Genomic DNA, 19,158 nt, shown 5'->3' on the forward strand with positions numbered 1-19,158 from the left:
CTGTCCACGATGTCGTGAGACACCATGCCCGGAATGTCACCCGAAGAAGTGTCCACGATGTCGTGAGACTTCACAGACCGGCGGCCCGTCTACTTCGGCGAGCTCGCGGCGGTCGTGTGGAGCCTCACGGCGTGGCGCAGGGCCTCGCGCGCCCGACGCCGGTCACCCGACGCGTCGTAGGCGAAGCCCAGGTTGAACCAGGCCCGCCAGTCGTCGGGCGACGCCTCCGCCTCGGCCTGCCGGAGCGCGAACTGCGCGTCGGCGGCGGACCGGTCGATCCGACCGCCGGGCGACCGGGGCAGGTCGTCGACGGGCAGGCCGCCCTGGGCGTGGAGCTCGTTCGCGAGCCCCTGCACCCGGGAGGCGAACCACCACTCGCGCCCGATGTACCAGAGGGCGATGAGCGGAACCACGATCAGGCACACGCCGATCGCGATCCCGACGGCGGAGCCGGAGCCGAGCAGCGCGACGACCGCGCGCCCGATGGCGAACGCGTAGATCACGAGCACGGCGGTCGCGAGCAGCGCCCCGAGCAGTCCCTTGCGCACGACGCCCCTCAGTCCAGGTCGAGCACGTGCTCGAGCCCGACGGTCAGCCCGGGCCGACGCACGACCTCCCGCACCGCCAGCACGACCCCGGGCATGAACGAGACGCGGTCGAACGAGTCCTGCCGGATCACGAGCTGCTCCCCCACGTTGCCGAGGAGGATCTCCTCGTGCGCGACGAGCCCCCGCAGCCGCACCGCGTGCACCCGCACGCCGCCGACGTCCGCGCCGCGGGCCTCGAAGCCCGACTCCGTCGCGTCGGGGCTGGGCGCCACACCGGCCGCCGACCGCGCCGCCGCCACCGCCCGCGCCGTGTGCGTCGCCGTCCCGCTGGGAGCGTCGAGCTTGTCGGGGTGGTGCAGCTCGATCACCTCGACGGACTCGAAGTACCGCGCGGCCTTCGTGGCGAACGTCATGGCGAGGACCGCCGACAGCCCGAAGTTGGGCGCCACGATCACCCCGAGGTCGAGGCCCTCCGCCGCACGCCGGGCCAGGTGCTCGCGCACCCGCCCCTGCCGCTCGGCCGTCCACCCGGTCGTCCCGACGACGACGTGCACGCCCGCGTCGAGCGCGGCGCGGACGTTGTCCTCGGTGATGTCGGGGCGGGTGAAGTCGACCGCGACGTCGGCGCCGGAGTCCGCAAGGGCCTGCGCGACGTCGTCGCCGCGGACGATCCGCGCCACCAGCTCGAGGCCGGGGGCGGCGTCGACCGCGTCGCACGTCGTGCGGCCCATGCGGCCGTCCGCGCCGAGGACGGCGACGCGCAGCGGCGCCACCGGGGAGTCCGTCGTCACTGTGGGTCCTGCCTCTGTCTCGGGTCGGGTCGGTCGGGGATCAGTCGCCGAACGGCCCGACGCGCACCACGGAACGCGGGCGCGACGCGAGGTCGGCGGCGAGCTCGCGCACGTCGTCGGCGGTCACGGCGCGGATGCGCTCGAGCGACTCCTCGAGCGTCATGAGCTCGCCGTGCACGAGCTCGGCCTTGCCGAGCCGGCTCATGCGGGAGCCCGAGTCCTCGAGCCCGAGCACGAGCCCGCCGGACAGCTGCCCGACGCTCCGCGCCAGCTCGGCGTCGGTGATGCCGCCGTCGGCGAACCGGTCGAGCTCCTCGCCGAGGATCTTCGTGACCTGGTCGACCTTCGCCGGCGCGCAGCCCGCGTACAGGCCGAACGTGCCGAGTCCGCCGTGCGCGGACGCGAACGAGTAGGTCGAGTAGGCCAGGCCCCGCTTCTCGCGGATCTCCTGGAACAGGCGCGAGCTCATCCCGCCGCCCAGGACGGCGTTGAGCACGGACAGCGTGAAGCGGCGGTCGTCGGTCGCGGAGATGCCGGTCGAGCCGATGACCACGTTGGCCTGCTCGACGGCGCGGTGCACCGTCAGCTCGTGCGGCTCGGTCCCGATCCCGGTCACGTCGCTCGCGTCGCGTCGGGCGCGCGGCGCGCGCGAGGGGTCGAGGTCCCAACCCCCGGTGAGGAGCGCGTCGGAGACCTGGGAGACGAGGGCGTCGTGGTCGACGCCGCCCGCGGCGGACACCACGAGGGTCTCGGGCCGGTAGTGCCAGCGGTAGTGCTCCCAGACGGCGTCGCGCGGGACCGCGCGGATCGTCTCGGGGGTGCCGCCGATGGGGCGGCCGAGCGCGTGCCCGGCGAGCACGGTCTCGGAGAAGCGCTCGTGCACGACGTCCGACGGGTCGTCGTCGTTCATCGCGAGCTCTTCGAGGATGACCTCGCGCTCGGTCTCGAGCTCGTCGGCGTCGATCGCCGCCGACGTCACCATGTCGGCGATCACGTCGACCGCCATCGGCAGGTCGGTGTCCAGCACGCGCGCGTAGTAGCACGTGTGCTCCTTGCCGGTCGCCGCGTTGGCCTCGCCGCCGACGGCGTCGAAGGCCTCGGCGATGTCCAGGGCGTTGCGTCGAGCCGTGCCCTTGAAGAGCAGGTGCTCGAGGAAGTGCGTGGAGCCGAAGTGCCCGTCGGTCTCGTCGCGCGACCCGACCCCGACCCACGCCCCGAGGGTCGCGGACCGCTGGCCGGGCAGGTGCTCGGAGATGACGCGCACGCCGCCGGGCAGGACGGTGCGACGGATGGTCGCACCGTCCTGCCCGACGATCAGCTCGCCGTCCGTGCCGGGGGCGCCGGACGGGACGAGCGGGAGTGCGTACGACACGTCAGGCGTTCGCGCTCTCGGTGTCCTCGGCCGGCTTGTCGGCCGCGTCGGACGCGGCCTCCTCGCCGGAGTCCCCGGTCACCGCGTGCAGCGACAGCTTGCCGCGCGGGTCGATCTCGCCGATCTCGACCTGGACCTTCTGGCCGATGGACAGGACGTCCTCGACGTTCTCGACGCGCTTGCCGCCCACGAGCTTGCGGATCTGCGAGATGTGCAGCAGGCCGTCCTTGCCCGGCGAGAGCGAGATGAACGCGCCGAACGACGTGGTCTTGACGACCGTGCCGACGAAGCGCTCGCCGATCTCGGGGACGTGCGGGTTCGCGATCGCGTTGATCGCGGCCCGGGCCGCCTCGGCCGACGGGCCGTCGGTCGCGCCGATGTAGACGGTGCCGTCGTCCTCGATCGAGATGTCGGCGCCCGTCTCCTCCTGGATCTGGTTGATCATCTTGCCCTTCGGGCCGATGACCTCGCCGATCTTGTCGGTGGGGACCTTGACGGTGATGACGCGCGGCGCGTTCGGGGACATCTCGTCCGGGACGTCGATCGCCTCGGCCAGGACCTCGAGGATCGTGAGGCGGGCCTCACGGGCCTGCGTCAGCGCGTCCGCGAGGACCGACGCCGGGATGCCGTCGAGCTTCGTGTCGAGCTGGATGGCCGTGACGAACTCGCTCGTGCCGGCGACCTTGAAGTCCATGTCCCCGAACGCGTCCTCGGCGCCCAGGATGTCGGTCATCGCCGCGTAGCGGGTCTTGCCGTCCACCTGGTCGGACACGAGGCCCATCGCGATGCCCGCGACGGCCGCGCGCAGCGGCACGCCGGCGTTGAGCATCGACAAGGTCGACGCGCAGACCGAGCCCATCGACGTCGAGCCGTTGGAGCCCAGCGCCTCGGAGACCTGGCGGATCGCGTAGGGGAACTCCTCGCGGCTCGGCAGCACCGGCACGAGGGCCCGCTCGGCGAGCGCGCCGTGACCGATCTCGCGACGCTTCGGCGAGCCCACGCGGCCCGTCTCACCGGTCGAGTACGGCGGGAAGTTGTAGTTGTGCATGTAGCGCTTGCGCGTGACCGGCCCGAGCGAGTCGATCTGCTGCTCCATGCGCAGCATGTTCAGCGTGGTGACGCCGAGGATCTGCGTCTCGCCGCGCTCGAACAGCGCCGAGCCGTGGACGCGCGGGATGACCTCGACCTCGGCGGACAGCGTACGGATGTCCCGCAGGCCGCGGCCGTCGATGCGGAAGCCGTCGGTGAGGATGCGCTGGCGGACCAGCTTCTTCTGCACCGAGCGGTACGCGGCGGAGATCTCCTTCTCGCGACCGGAGAAGGACTCGGCGAGCTCGCCCTGGACCTCGGCCTTGATCTCGTCGAGGCGCGACTCGCGCGCCTGCTTGTCGGCGATCGACAGCGCCTCGCCCAGGCGGGCCGCGACGGCGGTCTCGACCGCGGCGTAGGCGTCGTCCTGGTAGTCCGGGAAGAGCGGGAACTCGGCGGTCGGCTTCGCGGCCTTGGCCGCGAGCTCGAGCTGCGCCTCGGCGAGTGCGCGGATGAACGGCTTCGCGGCCTCGATGCCCTCGGCGACGACCTGCTCGGTCGGTGCCGTGGCGCCCTGCTCCTTGATGAGCGTCCACGACTCGTCCGTGGCCTCGGCCTCGATCATCGCGATCGCGACGTCGGGCTGGCCGTCGTCGTTCGTCACGATGCGGCCTGCGACGACCATGTCGAACACGCCGCGCGCGCTCTCGGAGTAGCGCGGGAACGCGACCCACTGGCCCTCGATCAGGCTGATGCGGACCGCGCCGACCGGGCCGGAGAACGGCAGGCCGGAGATCTGCGTCGAGATCGAGGCCGCGTTGATCGCGACGACGTCGTACGGGTCGTCCGGGTGGACCGCGAGGACGGTCTCGACGACCTGGACCTCGTTGCGCAGGCCCTTGACGAACAGCGGGCGCAGCGGGCGGTCGATCAGGCGGCAGGTCAGGATCGCCTCGGTGGACGGGCGGCCCTCGCGGCGGAAGAACGAGCCGGGGATCTTGCCGGCGGCGTACTGCCGCTCCTCGACGTCGACCGTCAGCGGGAAGAAGTCGAACTGGTCCTTGGGGTGCTTGCCGGCCGTCGTGGTCGACAGGATCATCGTGTCGCCGTCGAGGTACGCGGCCACGGAGCCCGCGGCCTGGCGGGCGAGGCGCCCGGTCTCGAAACGGACGGTGCGGGTGCCGAAGCGACCGTTGTCGATCACGGCCTCGGCGAACTGGATCTCGGGACCCTCCACGGGTGCCCTCCTCATCTTCGAAGGTCGCCCCTGGCCGGACGGACGGGCACGCGACACGCGTGCCCTCCTCCCGGCCTGTGCCAGGCGGTCTTCGATCGAGGTCCACGGAGCCGGCGTCCCGTCCGAGGACGGGGTGCGGGTCCGGGGTCCACTACCGAGGACCGAACGTGGCGTCGGGGCGGCGGGATGGTTGCCGGCCCGCGGGTCGCGGGCCGATACCGGTCCGGCCCGGTCCACGAGGGACCGGGCCGGGCCGGGTGGATCAGCGGCGCAGACCGAGACGCTCGATCAGGCTGCGGTAGCGGTTGATGTCGACCTTCTGCAGGTAGCCGAGCAGGCGGCGGCGCTGGCCGACGAGCAGGAGCAGGCCACGACGGCTGTGGTGGTCGTGCTTGTGCTCCTTGAGGTGCTCCGTGAGGTCCTTGATGCGCTGCGTGAGGAGCGCGACCTGGACCTCCGGCGAACCGGTGTCGCCCTCGGACGTCCCGTACTCGGAAATGATGCTCTGCTTGGTGGCGGTGTCGAGGGGCACAGTTCTCCTTGGATGTTCGTTGCGCGGTGCACCAGGGCATGTCCACCTGGGCGCTCTTTGTCCGCGGCCGGTCGAAACGGCAACCCGAGTCTACCAGCAGGCACGGTGCCGGCCAGGCCCGAGCCAGCGACCGCCGGCGAGGCGTGACCCAGCGGTCAGCCCTTGGCCGACCCGAGCGAGAGGCCCGCGATGAACTGCCGCTGCAGGACGAAGTACACGACCAGCGTCGGGACGGCGGCCAGGAGCGCGGCGGCGGCGATCATGTTCTGGTTGCTGACGAACTGGCCCTGCAGGTTGTTCAGGGCCGAGGTGATGGGGCGCTTGTCCCCCGACGACATGAGGACCGTCGCCCAGAAGAAGTCGTTGTACACCCACGTGGTGAGGAGCGTCGCGAGCGCGGCCAGGGCCGGCCGGCACAGCGGGAGGGTCAGGCGCCACCACTGCGTCCACAGGTCGGCGCCGTCCACGCGGGCCGCCTCGTAGATCTCGTCCGGAATCGAGCGCATGTAGTTGCTGAGCACGAACACGCAGAACCCGAGCTGGAACGTCACGTTGATGACGATCAGGCCGAGGTACGTGTTGTAGAGGACCGCCCCGGGGATGGGCAGCTCGAGCTGCGTGAAGATCCAGTACAGCGGCGTGATGATGGCCTGCTGCGGGAGCAGGTTCCCCGCCGTGAACAGGATGAGCAGGAAGACGGCGCCCCGGAAGCGCAGCCGCGTGAGCACGAACGCGACGGCGGACGCGAGCACGAGCGCCACGATCACCGTCGGCACGGTGATGATCAGCGTGTTGACGAAGTAGTGGCCGATCTGGCCCTGCGTGAACGCGTCCGTGAAGTTGGACAGCGTCAGCCCCCCGTGCGGCAACGACACGTACCCGTACGTCGAGGTGCTCTGGATCGGCCGCAGGGCGACGTAGAGCGCGAAGACGATGGGCACGATCCAGAGCATGGTCATCACGACCATGAAGACCGTCGCCGCCACGGTGCCGAACGTCGCCCGGGGACGGTTCGGCTCGGGGCCGGCGGCGAGCGGGTCGAGGGGCCTCGAGGGGTCGAGGCCCACGTCCGTCGCGACGGCCCTCATCGGGCGCCCTCCCGCCTGAAGGCGTTCCGCAGGAAGATGGTGATGGGCACGATCGACACCACGAGCAGCACGACGGCGAGCGCCGAGCCGTACCCGATGCGCTGGGTCTGGCCCAGGATGTATTGCGTCACGAGCATGGAGAGCAGCTCGAGGCCGGGCAGCACCGTGCCCTTGGTCATGATGTAGACGATGTCGTAGGCACGCAGCGACTCGATGACCGTGACGACGAGGATCACGACGTTGAACGGTCGCATCACGGGGAACACGACCCGCCAGAACGTCGCCCAGGGACCGGCACCGTCGAGCGCAGCGGCCTCGCGCAGGCTGGGGTCCACGGCCTTGAGGCCGGCCAGGTAGAGGACCATGACGTACCCGGCCTGGCGCCAGCTCGCCGCGAGGAGCACCGCCCACAGGTTGAGGTGGGAGTTGCCGAGCCAGTCGATCGCGTCGGCGTCCGACGTACGCCCGATGAGCGTGTTGATCAGGCCGTAGTTCGGCGAGTAGATGAGCTCCCAGATGATCCCGATGAGGGCGAGCGACAGCATGACGGGCAGGAACAGCACGCTCTGGTAGATCCGGCTGCCGCGGATGTTCCGGTCGATGATGACGGCGAAGAGCATGCCGAGCGGCGAGGCGAGGCCGATGAAGACGAGGAGCCAGGCGACGTTGTGCAGCACCGCCGGCCAGAACTGCGGGTCGACCGTGGCTGCGAACCGGTAGTTGTCGAGCCCCACGGGCTGGATGTTCCCGAGGCCGCCGAGGTTGTCCCACCGCGTGAACGACAGTGCCACCGTGGCGATCGCGGGGCCCCAGACGAACAGCAGGTCCGCGAGGAGAGGTATCGCCACCATGAGGAGGATCACGACGCGGTCGCGTCGGGACATCACCGGGATCCGGCGACGCCGACGGGCCCCGGTGCCCGTCGTCGCCCCCTTCACCTCGGTGGTCACGAGCTGACGAAGACGGTCTTCGCCTGCGCCTCCAGGCTCGACTGGATCGACTTGATCGTCCCCGGGGTCGGGTCCTCGATGAACTTGTCGATGGCCGCCGCCACCGTGTTGTCCGCGAATCCCGGGTCGGAGTCGCGGTCGAGGAACTGCGCCACGGACTTGGACTTGCGGATGACCTCCACCGACTTCGTCTGGATCGCGTTGTAGGTCGGGACCTTCGCGTCCGTGGCCAGCGCGACGTCCCACTGGTCGTACTGGAGGTAGGCGGCCTCGGCCTCCCCGGTGCCGATGTACTCGAGGAGCTTCTTGGCGCCCGACGGGTTCTTGGCCTTCGACGAGATGCAGAAGCCGTCGGTGGGCGCGTCCATGAAGTCCTGGCCCCACTGCGGGTCGATCTCCGGGTACACGAAGAAGTCCAGGTCGTCGAGGCCCTTGCCGTCGGTCACGTACTGGGCCGCGACCTGGTTGGTCCCCTGGAAGAGCATCCCGGCCTTCTTCGACTCGAGCGTCTTGGCGGCGTCCTGCCAGATCCGCCCCGTCGAGCTGCTCTGCACGTAGGGCATGAGCTCGCGCCACTGGTCGAACACCGCGGTGACCTTCGGGTCGGTCCATGCGACCTGGTGCTGGCACAGCGCCTCGTGGAACTCGTAGCCGTTGATGCGGAGGTTCAGGATGTCGAACGTCCCGAGCGCCGGCCAGCCGTCCTTCTGCCCCATGGCGAAGGGAATCAGCCCGTCCTTCTTCATGTCCTTGCTGAGGCTGATCATCTGGTCCCAGGTGGTGGGAACCGTGTAGCCGTTCTTCTCGAAGGTGCTCTTGTTGTAGAAGACCACCCACGGATAGTTGTAGATCGGGACGAGGTAGTAGTGCCCGTCCGCGCCCTTCGAGAGGGACTTCGTCGCGTCGTTGAACCCCGAGCCGATCGTGTCCCACACGTCGTCGAGCGACGTGAGCAGGCCCTGCTTCGCGAAGACGCTCAGCCGGTACCCGGCGAACCACGTGAACAGGTCGTCCGGCGAGCCCTGGAGGTAGGAGTTGATGTTGTTCTGGAAGGTGTTGTGGTCGGTGGTGTTCACCTTGACCGTGAGACCGGTGCTCTTCTCACCCGCGGAGATCAGCGACCCGAACGCCTTCTTCGGTGCGGGGTCGGAGTAGTTCGAGCCGAAGGTCACCGACGTCCCGCCACCGCCGCCCCCGGAGGCACCGCCCGAGGACTTGTTCCCGCCGGTCCCGCACGCCGCGAGGACCCCCGCGCCCGCGACGGCTGCGATGCCCATGAGGAACGATCTGCGCCCGACCGGGGCCCCGACGTCGTGGCGCGCCGCCGCGGCGACGTCGTGCGCGGTCGTCCTGATTTCGTCCATGAAATCCTCCGTCTCGGCACGCCTTTATGCCTCGCACACGATCGAACATTATCGACCGGAACCGACCAAATTGATTAGAGCACCAGGACCGGGCGGCGTCAACAGGGCACGACGGCCGTCCCGTGCGCACTTGTCAGCGCAGCAGCCCCCGCCGACGCGCCTCGGCCACCGCGGCGGTCCGCGAGTCGACGCCGAGCTTGTCGTAGACGTGCACGAGGTGGGACTTGACCGTCGCCCGCGACAGGAACAGCGCCCGCGCGACGTCGTCGTTGGACGAGCCCTGCGCCACGAGCCCGAGCACCTCGAGCTCGCGGCGCGACAACGCGGTCGCGGGCGCCCGCACCCGCGACATCAGGCGCAGCTGCACGGCCGGCCCGAGGGCGACCTCGCCCGCGGCGGCGGACCTGATCGCCGCCATGAGCTCCGCCGTCGGTGCGTCCTTGAGCAGGTACCCGGTCGCGCCCGCCTCGACGGCCTCGAGGATGTCGGCGTCCGAGTCGTACGTGGTCAGCACCAGCACCGCGGGCCCGCGCAGCCTGACAAGCTCGCGCGCCGCCTCCGCGCCGCCCATGCGGCCGTCCCCGAACCGGAGGTCGAGCAGGACGACGTCGGCGACCGTGCCGAGGCCTACCGCGCGGACCAGGGCCTCCGCGGTGTCGAACTCACCGACCACGCGCATGTCGTCCTCGCCCTCGACGAGGGCGCGCAGCCCGGCCCGCACCACGGGGTGGTCGTCCGCGAGCAGGACGTCGATCATGACCCCTCCCCGCCGTCGCCGCCCGCGGCCGGGGTCAGGTCGGGCGCGAGCGGGACCCGGACCGAGACCGCGGTGCCGCTGCCCGGCGCCGCCTCCACGACCAGCGTGCCGCCCAGCTCGACCACGCGCGAGCGCATCGCGACGAGACCGAAGCCGCCGCCGTCCGCACGGGCCGCGGCGCCCGGGTCGAAGCCGCGCCCGTCGTCGACGACGTCGAGCGCCACCTCGGCAGGCGTCCCGTCGAGAAAGGTCAGCGTGACCACCGCCTGGCGGGCCTCCGCGTGCTGCACGACGTTCGCGAGCGCCGACTGCGCGACGCGCAGCAGCGCCGTCTCGACGGGTACCGGCACGGGCTGCGGCGTCCCGGAGACCTCGACGCGCACGCGCGGCTCCCCCGTCGCCGAGGTCCGCTCCGCGACCCGGCGGAGCGCGCCCACGAGAGTGGCGGCGTCGAGGTCGGGCGGCGCGAGCGCCCGGACGACGCGGCGCGCCTCCTCGAGGTTCCGCCCGGCCTCGGCGCGCGCCGACGCGACCAGCTCCCGCACGCGGGCCGCGTCCCCGGACTCGGCCGCGGCGTCCGCGGCCCGCAGCAGCAGCTCGACCGACGAGAAGCCCTGCGCGAGCGTGTCGTGGATCTCGCGCGCGAGCCGCTCGCGCTCGACGGCCACCGCCTCGGCACGTTCCGCGGCCGCAGCCTGGGCGCGGGCCCGGACCAGCTCGTCGATGACCCGCTGGCGCTGCGCGGACTCCCGCGCGACGGCCTCGAGCCCGAGGACGACGCCCGTGGCGACGAGGGCTCCGAGCACGGGCCCGAGCACCGACCCGGCGGGCTGCTGGCCCCGTGCGAGCGCGGCGACGACCGAGACCACCGTCGTCGCGGCCACCGCCGCGACGCCGGGGCGGCGCGGCAGGACGTGCAGCTCGAGGAACATCAGCGGGAAGGCCAGCCAGAGCGCCGCGGGCTCCGCGACGAGAAGTGCGAGCCACACCACGCCGACGACGCCGAGCCAGGCCCCCGCGCCCGTCCGCCCGCCGGCGGGCCGCCGCGAGCCCCACCCGTAGACCGCGACGAGCACGACCGCGAGCCCCGTCGCGAGGAGGGCGCGCCACACGGGCCCGTCGTCCGCGCCGACGCGATGCCACGCGGCGACGACGCCCACCACGGCGAGCGCCGCGACGAGCACGTCGATCCCCCGCCGGAACGACCGCGCCGCCGTCGCGCGCGGGTGCGGACCGGGCTCGGGGACGGCGTCGGGCAGGTCGGTCATCCCGGCCAGCGTATCGACGCCCGCGCGGCGCGGGATCGTCCGAAAGGTTGACCGGGAGGCCCGTCCCGCGGCCAGGAGCGACCGTCCCCGCGCACGGTCCGCGCCCCGCCGGGGCGGGGGACGGTGGAGACGTCCCCACCAGCCGGCCCCGACGGGCCCTCGACCAGGAGGTCCTCCGTGTTCCTCGCCCTGCGCGACCTGCGCCACGCCCGTGGCCGGTTCACGCTCATGACCGTCGTCCTCGTGCTCGTCACGGTGCTCGTCACGTTCCTCTCCGCCCTGACGGCGGGGCTCGCGCGGGCCAGCACGTCGGCCGTCACCGACCTGCCCGCCGACCGGCTCGCGTTCGCGGAGCCGGCCGGCGCCGCGCTGTCGTTCACGGGGTCCCAGGTCACCCCGGAGCAGTGGCGGGGGTGGGGCGGGCGCGAGGGCGTGCGTCGCGCCGAGCCGCTCGGCGTCGCGACGGTCCGCGCCTCCGCGTCCGGATCGGGCTCGACGACGCAGGCCGTCACCGCGTTCGGCGTCGAGCCCGGCTCGGCGCTCGTCCCCGACGGGCGCGGCGATGCCGTCCGGGACGGGACGGCCGTCGTCTCGCGGGGCGCGGCGTCGGACCTCGGCGTCCGCGCGGGCGACGTCCTGGACGTCCAGGGCGTCTCCCTGCACGTCGGCGCGGTCACCGCCGAGGACGCCGACTTCTCGCACACGCCGGTCGTGTGGGTGGACCTCGGCACCTGGCAGTCGTACGGCGCCCACGGCACCGCGGCGGCGGGCGCGGAGGGCGGCGACGTCGCGACCGCCGTCGCCCTGTGGACCGGCGACGACGGCGCCGCGCTCGCGGCGGCCGACGAGGCGCTCGGGACCCGGACCGTCACGCTGACCGACGCGCGCTCCGCGGTCGGCTCGTTCACGGCCGAGAACCTGTCGCTGACCGTGATGCAGGCGTTCCTGCTGGCGATCTCGGCGCTCGTCGTCGGGGCGTTCTTCACCGTCTGGACCATGAACCGCGCGGGCGACCTCGCCGTGGTCAAGGCGCTCGGCGGTGCGTCGTCGCTGCTCGTGCGGGACGCGCTGGGTCAGGCGTTCGTCGTCCTCCTCGTGGGCGTGGGCGTCGGGACCGGCATGGCAGCGGGCGGCGCGGCGCTCGCCCGTGGCGCTGTCCCCGTCGTCCTGGACGCGTCGACCTTCCTCGTGCCTGCCGCGCTCCTCGTGGGGCTCGGACTGGTCGGGGCCGCGGCGTCCGTCTGGCGCATCGCCCGCATCGACCCGCACGCCGCGCTCCAGGCCCGCTGACCCGAAGGAGAACCATGGACCTCCACCTCGACCACGTGACCCTGGTCTACCCCGACGGCGCCGGCACGCTGACAGCCGTCGACGACGTCTCCCGCACCGTGCCCGCCGGCACGACGACGGCGCTCCTGGGCCCGTCCGGCGCCGGCAAGTCCAGCCTGCTCGCGGTCGCCGCGGGCCTCACCCCGCCGACGTCCGGCACCGTGCGCGTGGGCGACGCGGTCGTGAACGCGCCGGGGACCCGGGCCCGCGGCGCCGCCCGGGCGCGCCTCGCGCACGTCGGACTCGTGTTCCAGCAGCCGCAGCTGCTCGGCTCGCTCACCGCGCTCGAGCAGCTCGAGCTCACCGCGGTCCTCCGGGGCGAGCGCGCGTCGTCGGCGCGGGGCCGGGCCCGGGAGCTCCTGGCCGCCGTCGGGCTCGAGCGCGAGGAGCGCCGACTGCCTGCGCAGCTCTCGGGCGGACAGCGGCAGCGCGTGGCCATCGCCCGCGCGCTCATGGGCGCGCCCGACGTGCTCCTCGTCGACGAGCCCACCTCGGCTCTGGACACCGCGCGCGGTGCCGCCGTGGTGCGGCTCGTGACGGGGCTCGCGCGCGAGCGCGGGATCGCGACGCTGCTCGTGAGCCACGACGAGGACACCCTCGGCGACGTCGACGCGCGCGTCCACCTCGTCGACGGGCGGCTCGCGGGGTCCCCCGCCGCGCCTCAGCTCGTCCCGTGATCGAGTAGCGCTCAGCGCGGGGCGGTCGTGAGGTCGACGACGCGCGGCGGGGCGTCGGGGTCGAGCGGCGGGAAGGTCAGGACCTTGCCGCCGGGGTTCACGCGCGGGTCGGTCGCCCAGAGCGCCCCGAGCGCGCCCGCCGCCTCGCCGTCCGGGTCCGGGTCGGCGTCCGCCGCGACGGTGAGGCGGGCCAGCTCGTCCCCGAGGGCGAGCTGCTCGTCGTCGGGCTCCTCGCCGAGCGGGACCATCGCGCCCCAGCCGTCCCACAGCAGCGTCTCGCAGCGGTGCCGGTGCGCGACGTCCGCGAGGACGTAGCGCTGCACGAACGACGGTCCCTCGAGGCCGACGGCGCCCGGCGCGACGCCGTAGGTCGCGAGGTCCGTGCGGCCCGCCCGGTAGGCGGTCCACGCCTCGGCGGCCGTCTCGAAGGGGGCGCCCTCGCCCGTCGGCAGGTCGTGCACGTCGAACGGGAAGTCGTCCTGGCCGAGCTCGGGGTCGAACCGGACCCAGCGCGCGCCGTCCCAGCGCTCCGCGACGACGTGGTCGTGCGCGTACCCCGCCTCGAAGTAGCCGGCGAAGCCGAGGCGGGTCCGCGCCGGGATCCCGTGCTGGCGCAGGATCGCGACGGCCAGGAGCGCGTGGTCCCGGCAGCACCCGCCGACGACGCACGCGTCCGGGCGCACGGCGTCGAGCGGGCCGGGCTGCCGTTGCGTGGCGACGTCGAGGATCGTCGCGACCCAGCGGGAGTCGACGTCGCGGAGCTGCTCCGGCGTCAGCCGCGCCGCCTCGCCGCGGTAGTGCAGGATCGTGCGCGTGACCGCCCGGTGGAGCGAGTCCGGGTCGGTGCCGACCGCATCGAGCAGAGGGGCGTGCGCGCCCGGGTCGCTGAACGGGCTGTGCGTGGCGTAGTCGACGAGGTCCATGCGTCCACCCTGCGGTCTGCCCCTGGGGCAGGGTCAAGCGCGCGCGACCGGGACCTCCACGAACGCGACCTCGGCGGCGTCGTCGGACCACGGGACCGGGTAGGACCTCGCGCGGCGGACCGACCGGTCCGCCCCGCGCGCAGGCCGCGTCGAGCACGACGTCGTAGTACGCGAGGATCGCCGGGTAGCGGCAGTCGGCGGGCGGGACGGCGGCAGACACGACGCGGCGCGCGGGCTCGAGGCGCAGCACGAGCTCGCCCACCGGGCGGGCGGCGCCGTCGTACGGCACGCACGTCTCGATCCGGCCGCGGAGCCCCGGTCGCACCGTCTCGTGGAACACGACCCGGTACTCCGCCCCGAACGCGACGCCCTGGCGCGCGAGCTCCTCGCGGATCCCCAGCACCGCCGACGTGAACGCCGGCACCAGCTCGGCCTGCTCGACGGCGTCCGTCACGCACGCCACGGTCCGCGCCTCGCGCTCGACCAGGGTGACGGCGTCGCGCAGCCGCGACGTGTCGGGGAGACGGGCGGGCGAGGACGGCTCCACGGGGACCGCGTCGGCCTCGCCCGCGAGCAGGTCGAGCACTCCGCGCTGGTCGTCGAGGTCCCGGCGACGTTCGCCCCACCACGCGAGCAGGGCGGGCCGCAGGTCCTCGGGCGGGCCGTCGAGGAGCTCCCCGATGCGGGCGAGCGGCAGGTCGAGCCGGCGCAGCAGCCCGATCGCCCGCGCGCGCGACACCTGGGCCGCAGCGTAGGCGCGGTACCCCGTCGCCGGATCCACGCGCGCCGGGGCGAGCAGGCCGTTCGCGGCGTACAGACGCAGCGCCTTGGGTGACAGCCCGGAGGTGCGGACCATCTCCCCGGTGCTCAGGTCCTCGGGCCCGACGGCGCCGCTCACGGCGACCGGTCAGCCCGCCGCCGGCGAGGCGGGCTGCGCGACGCCGAGCGCGTCACGTGCCCGGGCGACGTCGTCGTGCATGGTCGCGACGAGCTGCTCGATCGCGTCGAGTCCCTCGAACCGCAGCGTCGGCCGCAGGCGCTCGACGAGCTCGAGGACGACCTCCTCGCCGTACAGGTCGAGGTCGGTGCGGTCGAGGACGTACGCCTCGACGCGGCGCTCCACGCCGTCGAACGTCGGGTTGGTACCGATGGAGATCGCGGCCGGGAGCGCCGCGTCGGCGGCGGCCGCCCCCGTCGTGGCCGCGAGCCCCGGACGCCGGAGCAGGCCGGCGTAGACGCCGTCGGCCGGGACCATGCCCTGCACCGCGGTGCCGTCGGGCGCAGGGCCCAGGTTGGCCGTCGGGAAGCCGAGCTCGCGTCCGCGCGCGTCCCCGTGCACGACGACGCCGCGCAGCCGGTGCGGACGGCCCAGCACCGCGGCGGCAGCAGCGACGTCGCCGGTGGCGAGCAGCTCGCGCACGTAGGTGGAGGACCAGCGGGCGTGCCCGTCGTGCGGGGTCTGGCCGACGTCGCCGACGACCTCCACGACGAACCCGTGGCGCTCCCCCAGCTCGATCATCGTCTCGAGGGTGCCCGCGTTGCCGCGGCCGAACCGGACGTCCCGGCCGACGACGACCCGCCGCGCCCGCAGCCCCTCGACGAGGTAGCGGCGGACGAACTCGTCGGGGGTCTGCTGCGCGAACTCGAGCGAGTAGCGGAGCAGGAGCACCGCGTCGAGCCCGGTCTCGGCGAGCAGCTCGAGCCGGTCCGGCACCCCCGTGAGCAGCTCGGGAGCCGTCTCGGGACGGTGGACGGACGCCGGGTGCGGGTCGAAGGTGACCGCCACCGCACGCGCGCCGTCCACCCGCGCCCGCTCCACGATGGCGCGGCAGACCGCGACGTGCCCGCGATGGACGCCGTCGAAGTTGCCGATCGTCACGACGGTCGGGCCGAAGTCGGGGGGCACCTCGGCGAGGTCGGTCCAGCGCAGCACGGGGACCAGCCTGCCACCTCCCGCGGTCGCGCGCGGAATCGGGGTCCGGGTCGTCACCCGGCGGCCGCGAACACGACGGCCGGGCGCGCGAGGACGCCGCCCTTGCCCGGCGCGTCCTCGACGAGCGCGACCAGCGTCCCGTCGGGTCCGATCGCCGCGTGCACGCCCGGCTCGCCCGTCGGCGGTAGAGCGCGGCCGTGACTCAGCGCGGCGGCGTCGGCGGCGTCGAGCTCCCGCACCGGGAACGCGGCGCGGGCGGCGTCGGCGAGCGGCAGCGTCGCGAGGACACCGTCGGCGTCGGCCTGCGCCTCGAGCTGCTCGAGCGTGCGGGCGGCGACGAGCGCGTAGCCGCCCACGCGCGTGCGGCGCAGGGCGACCAGGTGCGCGCCGACGCCCAGCGCCGCGCCCAGGTCGCGGCCGAGCGCGCGGACGTAGGTGCCGGACGAGCACACGACCCGGGCGTCGACGTCGACGGTTTCGACGTTAGCGCCGGTGCTGCTGTCCCCTGCGACGTCCGGCCCGGGCCGGACGTCCGTGACCTCGAACGCCGAGATCGTCACCGGCCGGGCGGCCAGCTCGACCTGCTCCCCCGCCCGCACGCGGGCATAGGCGCGCTCGCCGTCGACCTTGATCGCGGACACGGCGCTGGGCACCTGGAGGACGTCCCCCGTGAGGGTCGCCGCGGCGGCGCGGACCGCGTCGGAGGTCACGCCGGCCGCGCCCGTGGTGGCCGTGACCTCCCCCTCGGCGTCCTCGGTGGTCGTCCCGACGCCGAGCCGGATCGTCGTGACGTACTCCTTCTCGGCCCCGACGACGTAGGTCAGCAGCCGGGTGGCGCGCCCGACGCCGACGACGAGGACGCCCGTCGCCATGGGGTCGAGCGTGCCCGCGTGACCGACCTTCTTGGTCCCGGCGAGCCGGCGCATCCGGCCGACGACGTCGTGGCTCGTCCAGCCCTGCGGCTTGTCGACGACGACGAGGCCGTCGGGCGCGGTGGGACGGCGCGGCGGGCGCTCGGGTCGCTCCGCGCGGGAGCGCGCCGGCGTCGAGCCGGCGGTCATCGGGTCGCCCCGGCGAGCTCGGCGGCGGTCTTCTCGCCCAGCATGCAGACGAGCAGCTCCTCGACGCCCGGCTCGGCTCCGTGCTGCGGGAACTCGGTCGCCATCATGACGTTGATCAGCATCCCCGCGGCGACGAAGTTCCGGGCGGCCTCGGTCCCCTGGCCGGTGAGCTCCTGGAAGAGCGCGAACGTGCGGACGAGCGTGCGGCGCGCCAGCGCGCCGAGCTCCGGGTCGGAGCCGGCCATGAAGCCGTGCATGAGGACGCGCAGCAGGTCGCGGTCGTGGACGAGCCCCACGTAGGCCTGGCCGAGCTGCTCGGCGGCGTCCGGGCCGGGCGGGACCGCCTCGAACGCCTCGAGGATCGCTCCGCAGATGCGCTCGAGCACCGTCTGGAACAGCTGCTTCTTGGTGCCGAACAACCGGACGACGTAGGGCTGGGACACGCCCGCCACCCGGGCGACCTGGTCCGTGGTGGTGCCGGCGAAGCCGTGCTCGGCGAAGGCGTGGGTCGCCGCGGCGAGGATCTGCTCGCGGCGCTCGTCCGCGGTCATGCGGGTGCTCATGCTTGACAGGTTATCAGTCGATTACTAGCGTGCGAGGAGTTGAAGTAATCAGTCGATGCTTTCCAGTCTGTCCCGCGGCCCTCCCAGCACCGTCGCCCCGCCCCACCCGCACCGACCGGAGGTACTCATGTCCACCGCTGCACCCGCACGACAGCCCGGCCCGGCCGCCCCTGCCGAACCCGCGCGGCGCGCGCACCCGCGGCCGGCGGCGCCCGTCTGGCTCGCGCTCCTCGCCGCGTCGCTGCCCATGTTCATGGCGACGCTCGACAACCTCGTCATGACCGGCGCGCTCCCCGTGATCTCGCGCCACCTGAACCCGAGCGTCGAGCAGCTCCAGTGGTTCGTCAACGCCTACACGCTCGCCTTCGCGACGCTGATGATCCCGCTCGCCACGCTCGGCGACCGGCTCGGCCGTCGCCGGACCTTCGTCGCCGGGATCGCCGTGTTCGCGCTCGGGTCCGTCGGCAGCGCGCTGTCCTCGACCCCCACCGAGCTCATCGCGGCCCGCGCGCTCCAGGGCGTCGGCGGCGCCGCGATCATGCCGCTCTCGCTCGCGCTGCTCGCCGGGGCAGTGCCGGCCGCGCGTCGAGCCATGGCGATCGGCGTCTGGGGCGGCGTGTCCGGCCTCGGCGTCGCGCTCGGTCCCGTCGTCGGCGGCGCCGTCGTCGACGGACTGTCGTGGCAGGCCATCTTCTGGCTCAACGTCCCGGTCGCGGCCGTGGCGATCCCGCTCGCGCTGCGCGGGCTCCGCGAGTCCGAGCGCGTCTCGGTCCGACTCGACGTGACCGGGCTCGTACTGTCGGCGGCCGGCATCCTGCTGGGCGTCTGGGCGATCGTCGGCGCCAACGACCGTGGCTGGGGCTCGGCGACGACCGTCGGCATGCTCGTCGCCGCCGTCCTGCTCCTCGTGGCCTTCGTCGTGCGCGAACGGCGCACGGACCACCCGCTCGTGCCGCTGCGGCTGTTCCGCTCTCGGAGCTTCAGCGTGTCGAACGTGGCCAGCCTCGCGTTCTCGGTCGGGATGTTCGGCGCCGTCTTCCTGCTCACGCAGTTCCTCCAGATCGGCGGCGGCTACTCGCCGTTCGCCGCGGGCCTGCGCACCCTGCCGTGGACGGCGGCCCCGATGCTCGTCGCCCCCGTGGCCGGGATGCTCGCGCCCCGGTTCGGCGTGCGGCCGTTCGTCGCGGGCGGCCTGGTCCTCCAGACCGTCGCGCTCGGCTGGATCGCGGCGCTCATCGGCCCGACCGTGGACTACCCGAGCTTCGTCCCCGCGTTCGTGCTCGCCGGCGTCGGCATGGGGCTCACGTTCGCGCCCGTCGCGACCGCCGTGCTCTCCGGGCTGCCAGAGTCGGACCACGCGACCGCGAGCAGCGTGAACGCCACCATCCGCGAGGTCGGCGTCGCCCTGGGCGTCGCGGTGCTCACGGCGGTGTTCCTCGCCGCGGGCGGCGCGTTCACGCCCGCGGCCTTCGCGGACGGGCTCGAGCCCGCGCTCTGGGTGGGCACCGCCGTCCTCGGCGTCGGCGCCGCCTGCTCGTTCCTCATGCCGCGCGCCACCGGCAAGGAGCGCTGACCACTGTGGGCATGCGTTCTGCTGCCGGCTCGTAGGCCCGGCCAGCAGAACGCATGCCCACACGGCTCGGGGCCGTGCCGTCGAGCACGGGATCCCCGACCGTGGGCGCCGGGCGCGCCCGGCCCGCGCCCGCGCGGTGCGCGCCCCGCGCGCGGCCGGCGCG

At 73.6% G+C, this 19,158-nt stretch carries 17 protein-coding genes and 1 pseudogene; 3 read left to right on the forward strand and 15 right to left on the reverse strand.

Features of this window, described 5'->3' with window-relative positions:
- Positions 1-89 precede the first annotated feature (89 nt).
- From ACLQ14_RS16480 to ACLQ14_RS16525, 10 genes are all read right to left on the reverse strand, one after another.
- Positions 90-548 carry a hypothetical protein gene (locus ACLQ14_RS16480; RefSeq protein ID WP_425814992.1) on the reverse strand — a complete coding sequence of 153 codons (459 nt, stop codon included), beginning with the start codon at positions 546-548 and terminating at the stop codon, positions 90-92.
- Positions 549-556: 8 nt separating this feature from the next.
- Complete coding sequence (gene dapB, locus ACLQ14_RS16485) at positions 557-1,339, reverse strand: 4-hydroxy-tetrahydrodipicolinate reductase (protein WP_425814994.1); 783 nt, start codon at positions 1,337-1,339, stop codon at positions 557-559.
- Positions 1,340-1,379: 40 nt separating this feature from the next.
- Complete coding sequence (locus ACLQ14_RS16490) at positions 1,380-2,711, reverse strand: M16 family metallopeptidase (RefSeq protein WP_425814996.1); 1,332 nt, start codon at positions 2,709-2,711, stop codon at positions 1,380-1,382.
- 1 nt (position 2,712) lies between these two features.
- A complete protein-coding gene (locus ACLQ14_RS16495; protein ID WP_425814998.1) occupies positions 2,713-4,977 on the reverse strand; it encodes a polyribonucleotide nucleotidyltransferase in 2,265 nt (754 codons plus the stop codon).
- A 262-nt stretch (positions 4,978-5,239) separates the two neighbouring features.
- The gene (gene rpsO / locus ACLQ14_RS16500) at positions 5,240-5,509 is read right to left on the reverse strand and encodes a 30S ribosomal protein S15 (RefSeq protein ID WP_425815000.1); all 270 of its coding nucleotides are present in this window, start codon (positions 5,507-5,509) and stop codon (positions 5,240-5,242) included.
- Positions 5,510-5,664: 155 nt separating this feature from the next.
- Positions 5,665-6,597 (reverse strand): carbohydrate ABC transporter permease, encoded by a 933-nt coding sequence (locus ACLQ14_RS16505; RefSeq protein WP_425815002.1) that lies wholly within the window; start codon positions 6,595-6,597, stop codon positions 5,665-5,667.
- On the reverse strand, positions 6,594-7,547 hold the full coding sequence (locus ACLQ14_RS16510) for a carbohydrate ABC transporter permease (protein WP_425815004.1): 954 nt from the start codon (positions 7,545-7,547) through the stop codon (positions 6,594-6,596). Before ACLQ14_RS16510 ends, ACLQ14_RS16505 begins: the two co-directional genes overlap by 4 nt.
- Positions 7,544-8,911: an ABC transporter substrate-binding protein gene (locus ACLQ14_RS16515; protein ID WP_425815006.1), complete on the reverse strand. Its 1,368-nt coding sequence runs from the start codon at positions 8,909-8,911 to the stop codon at positions 7,544-7,546. The genes ACLQ14_RS16510 and ACLQ14_RS16515 overlap by 4 nt, the downstream gene beginning before the upstream one ends.
- A 133-nt stretch (positions 8,912-9,044) precedes the next feature.
- A complete protein-coding gene (locus ACLQ14_RS16520; RefSeq protein ID WP_425815008.1) occupies positions 9,045-9,668 on the reverse strand; it encodes a response regulator in 624 nt (207 codons plus the stop codon).
- A complete protein-coding gene (locus ACLQ14_RS16525) occupies positions 9,665-10,936 on the reverse strand; it encodes a sensor histidine kinase (RefSeq protein WP_425815010.1) in 1,272 nt (423 codons plus the stop codon). The genes ACLQ14_RS16520 and ACLQ14_RS16525 overlap by 4 nt, the downstream gene beginning before the upstream one ends.
- A 177-nt stretch (positions 10,937-11,113) precedes the next feature.
- Between ACLQ14_RS16525 and ACLQ14_RS16530 the strand changes: the two genes are divergently transcribed.
- Both ACLQ14_RS16530 and ACLQ14_RS16535 read left to right on the forward strand, forming a co-directional pair.
- Positions 11,114-12,226 (forward strand): ABC transporter permease, encoded by a 1,113-nt coding sequence (locus ACLQ14_RS16530; RefSeq protein WP_425815012.1) that lies wholly within the window; start codon positions 11,114-11,116, stop codon positions 12,224-12,226.
- A 14-nt stretch (positions 12,227-12,240) separates the two neighbouring features.
- Positions 12,241-12,942, forward strand: a complete 702-nt coding sequence (locus ACLQ14_RS16535) for an ABC transporter ATP-binding protein (RefSeq protein ID WP_425815014.1) — start codon at positions 12,241-12,243, stop codon at positions 12,940-12,942.
- An 11-nt stretch (positions 12,943-12,953) separates the two neighbouring features.
- On the opposite strand, the gene ACLQ14_RS16540 is transcribed toward ACLQ14_RS16535, so the two are convergent.
- From ACLQ14_RS16540 to ACLQ14_RS16560, 5 genes and pseudogenes are all read right to left on the reverse strand, one after another.
- A complete protein-coding gene (locus tag ACLQ14_RS16540) occupies positions 12,954-13,865 on the reverse strand; it encodes a transglutaminase-like domain-containing protein (RefSeq protein WP_425815016.1) in 912 nt (303 codons plus the stop codon).
- A gap of 724 nt (positions 13,866-14,589) precedes the next feature.
- Positions 14,590-14,721: pseudogene (locus ACLQ14_RS16545) on the reverse strand (MerR family transcriptional regulator); the annotation flags it as partial.
- Between the two features lie 51 nt (positions 14,722-14,772).
- Positions 14,773-15,798, reverse strand: coding sequence for a bifunctional riboflavin kinase/FAD synthetase (locus ACLQ14_RS16550; RefSeq protein WP_425815018.1), 1,026 nt, complete (start codon positions 15,796-15,798; stop codon positions 14,773-14,775).
- Positions 15,799-15,851: 53 nt separating this feature from the next.
- Positions 15,852-16,859, reverse strand: a complete 1,008-nt coding sequence (truB, locus tag ACLQ14_RS16555; protein WP_425815020.1) for a tRNA pseudouridine(55) synthase TruB — start codon at positions 16,857-16,859, stop codon at positions 15,852-15,854.
- Entirely contained in the window at positions 16,856-17,422 is a 567-nt protein-coding gene (locus tag ACLQ14_RS16560) for a TetR/AcrR family transcriptional regulator (protein WP_425815022.1), read from the reverse strand. Before ACLQ14_RS16560 ends, truB begins: the two co-directional genes overlap by 4 nt.
- Positions 17,423-17,549: 127 nt before the next feature.
- On the opposite strand from ACLQ14_RS16560, the gene ACLQ14_RS16565 reads away from it, so the two are divergent.
- The gene (locus ACLQ14_RS16565) at positions 17,550-18,995 is read left to right on the forward strand and encodes an MFS transporter (RefSeq protein ID WP_425815024.1); all 1,446 of its coding nucleotides are present in this window, start codon (positions 17,550-17,552) and stop codon (positions 18,993-18,995) included.
- Positions 18,996-19,158: the final 163 nt, after the last annotated feature.

The organism is Luteimicrobium sp. DT211 (assembly GCF_049844995.1).
In the GTDB taxonomy this organism is placed as follows: Bacteria; Actinomycetota; Actinomycetes; order Actinomycetales; family Cellulomonadaceae; genus Luteimicrobium.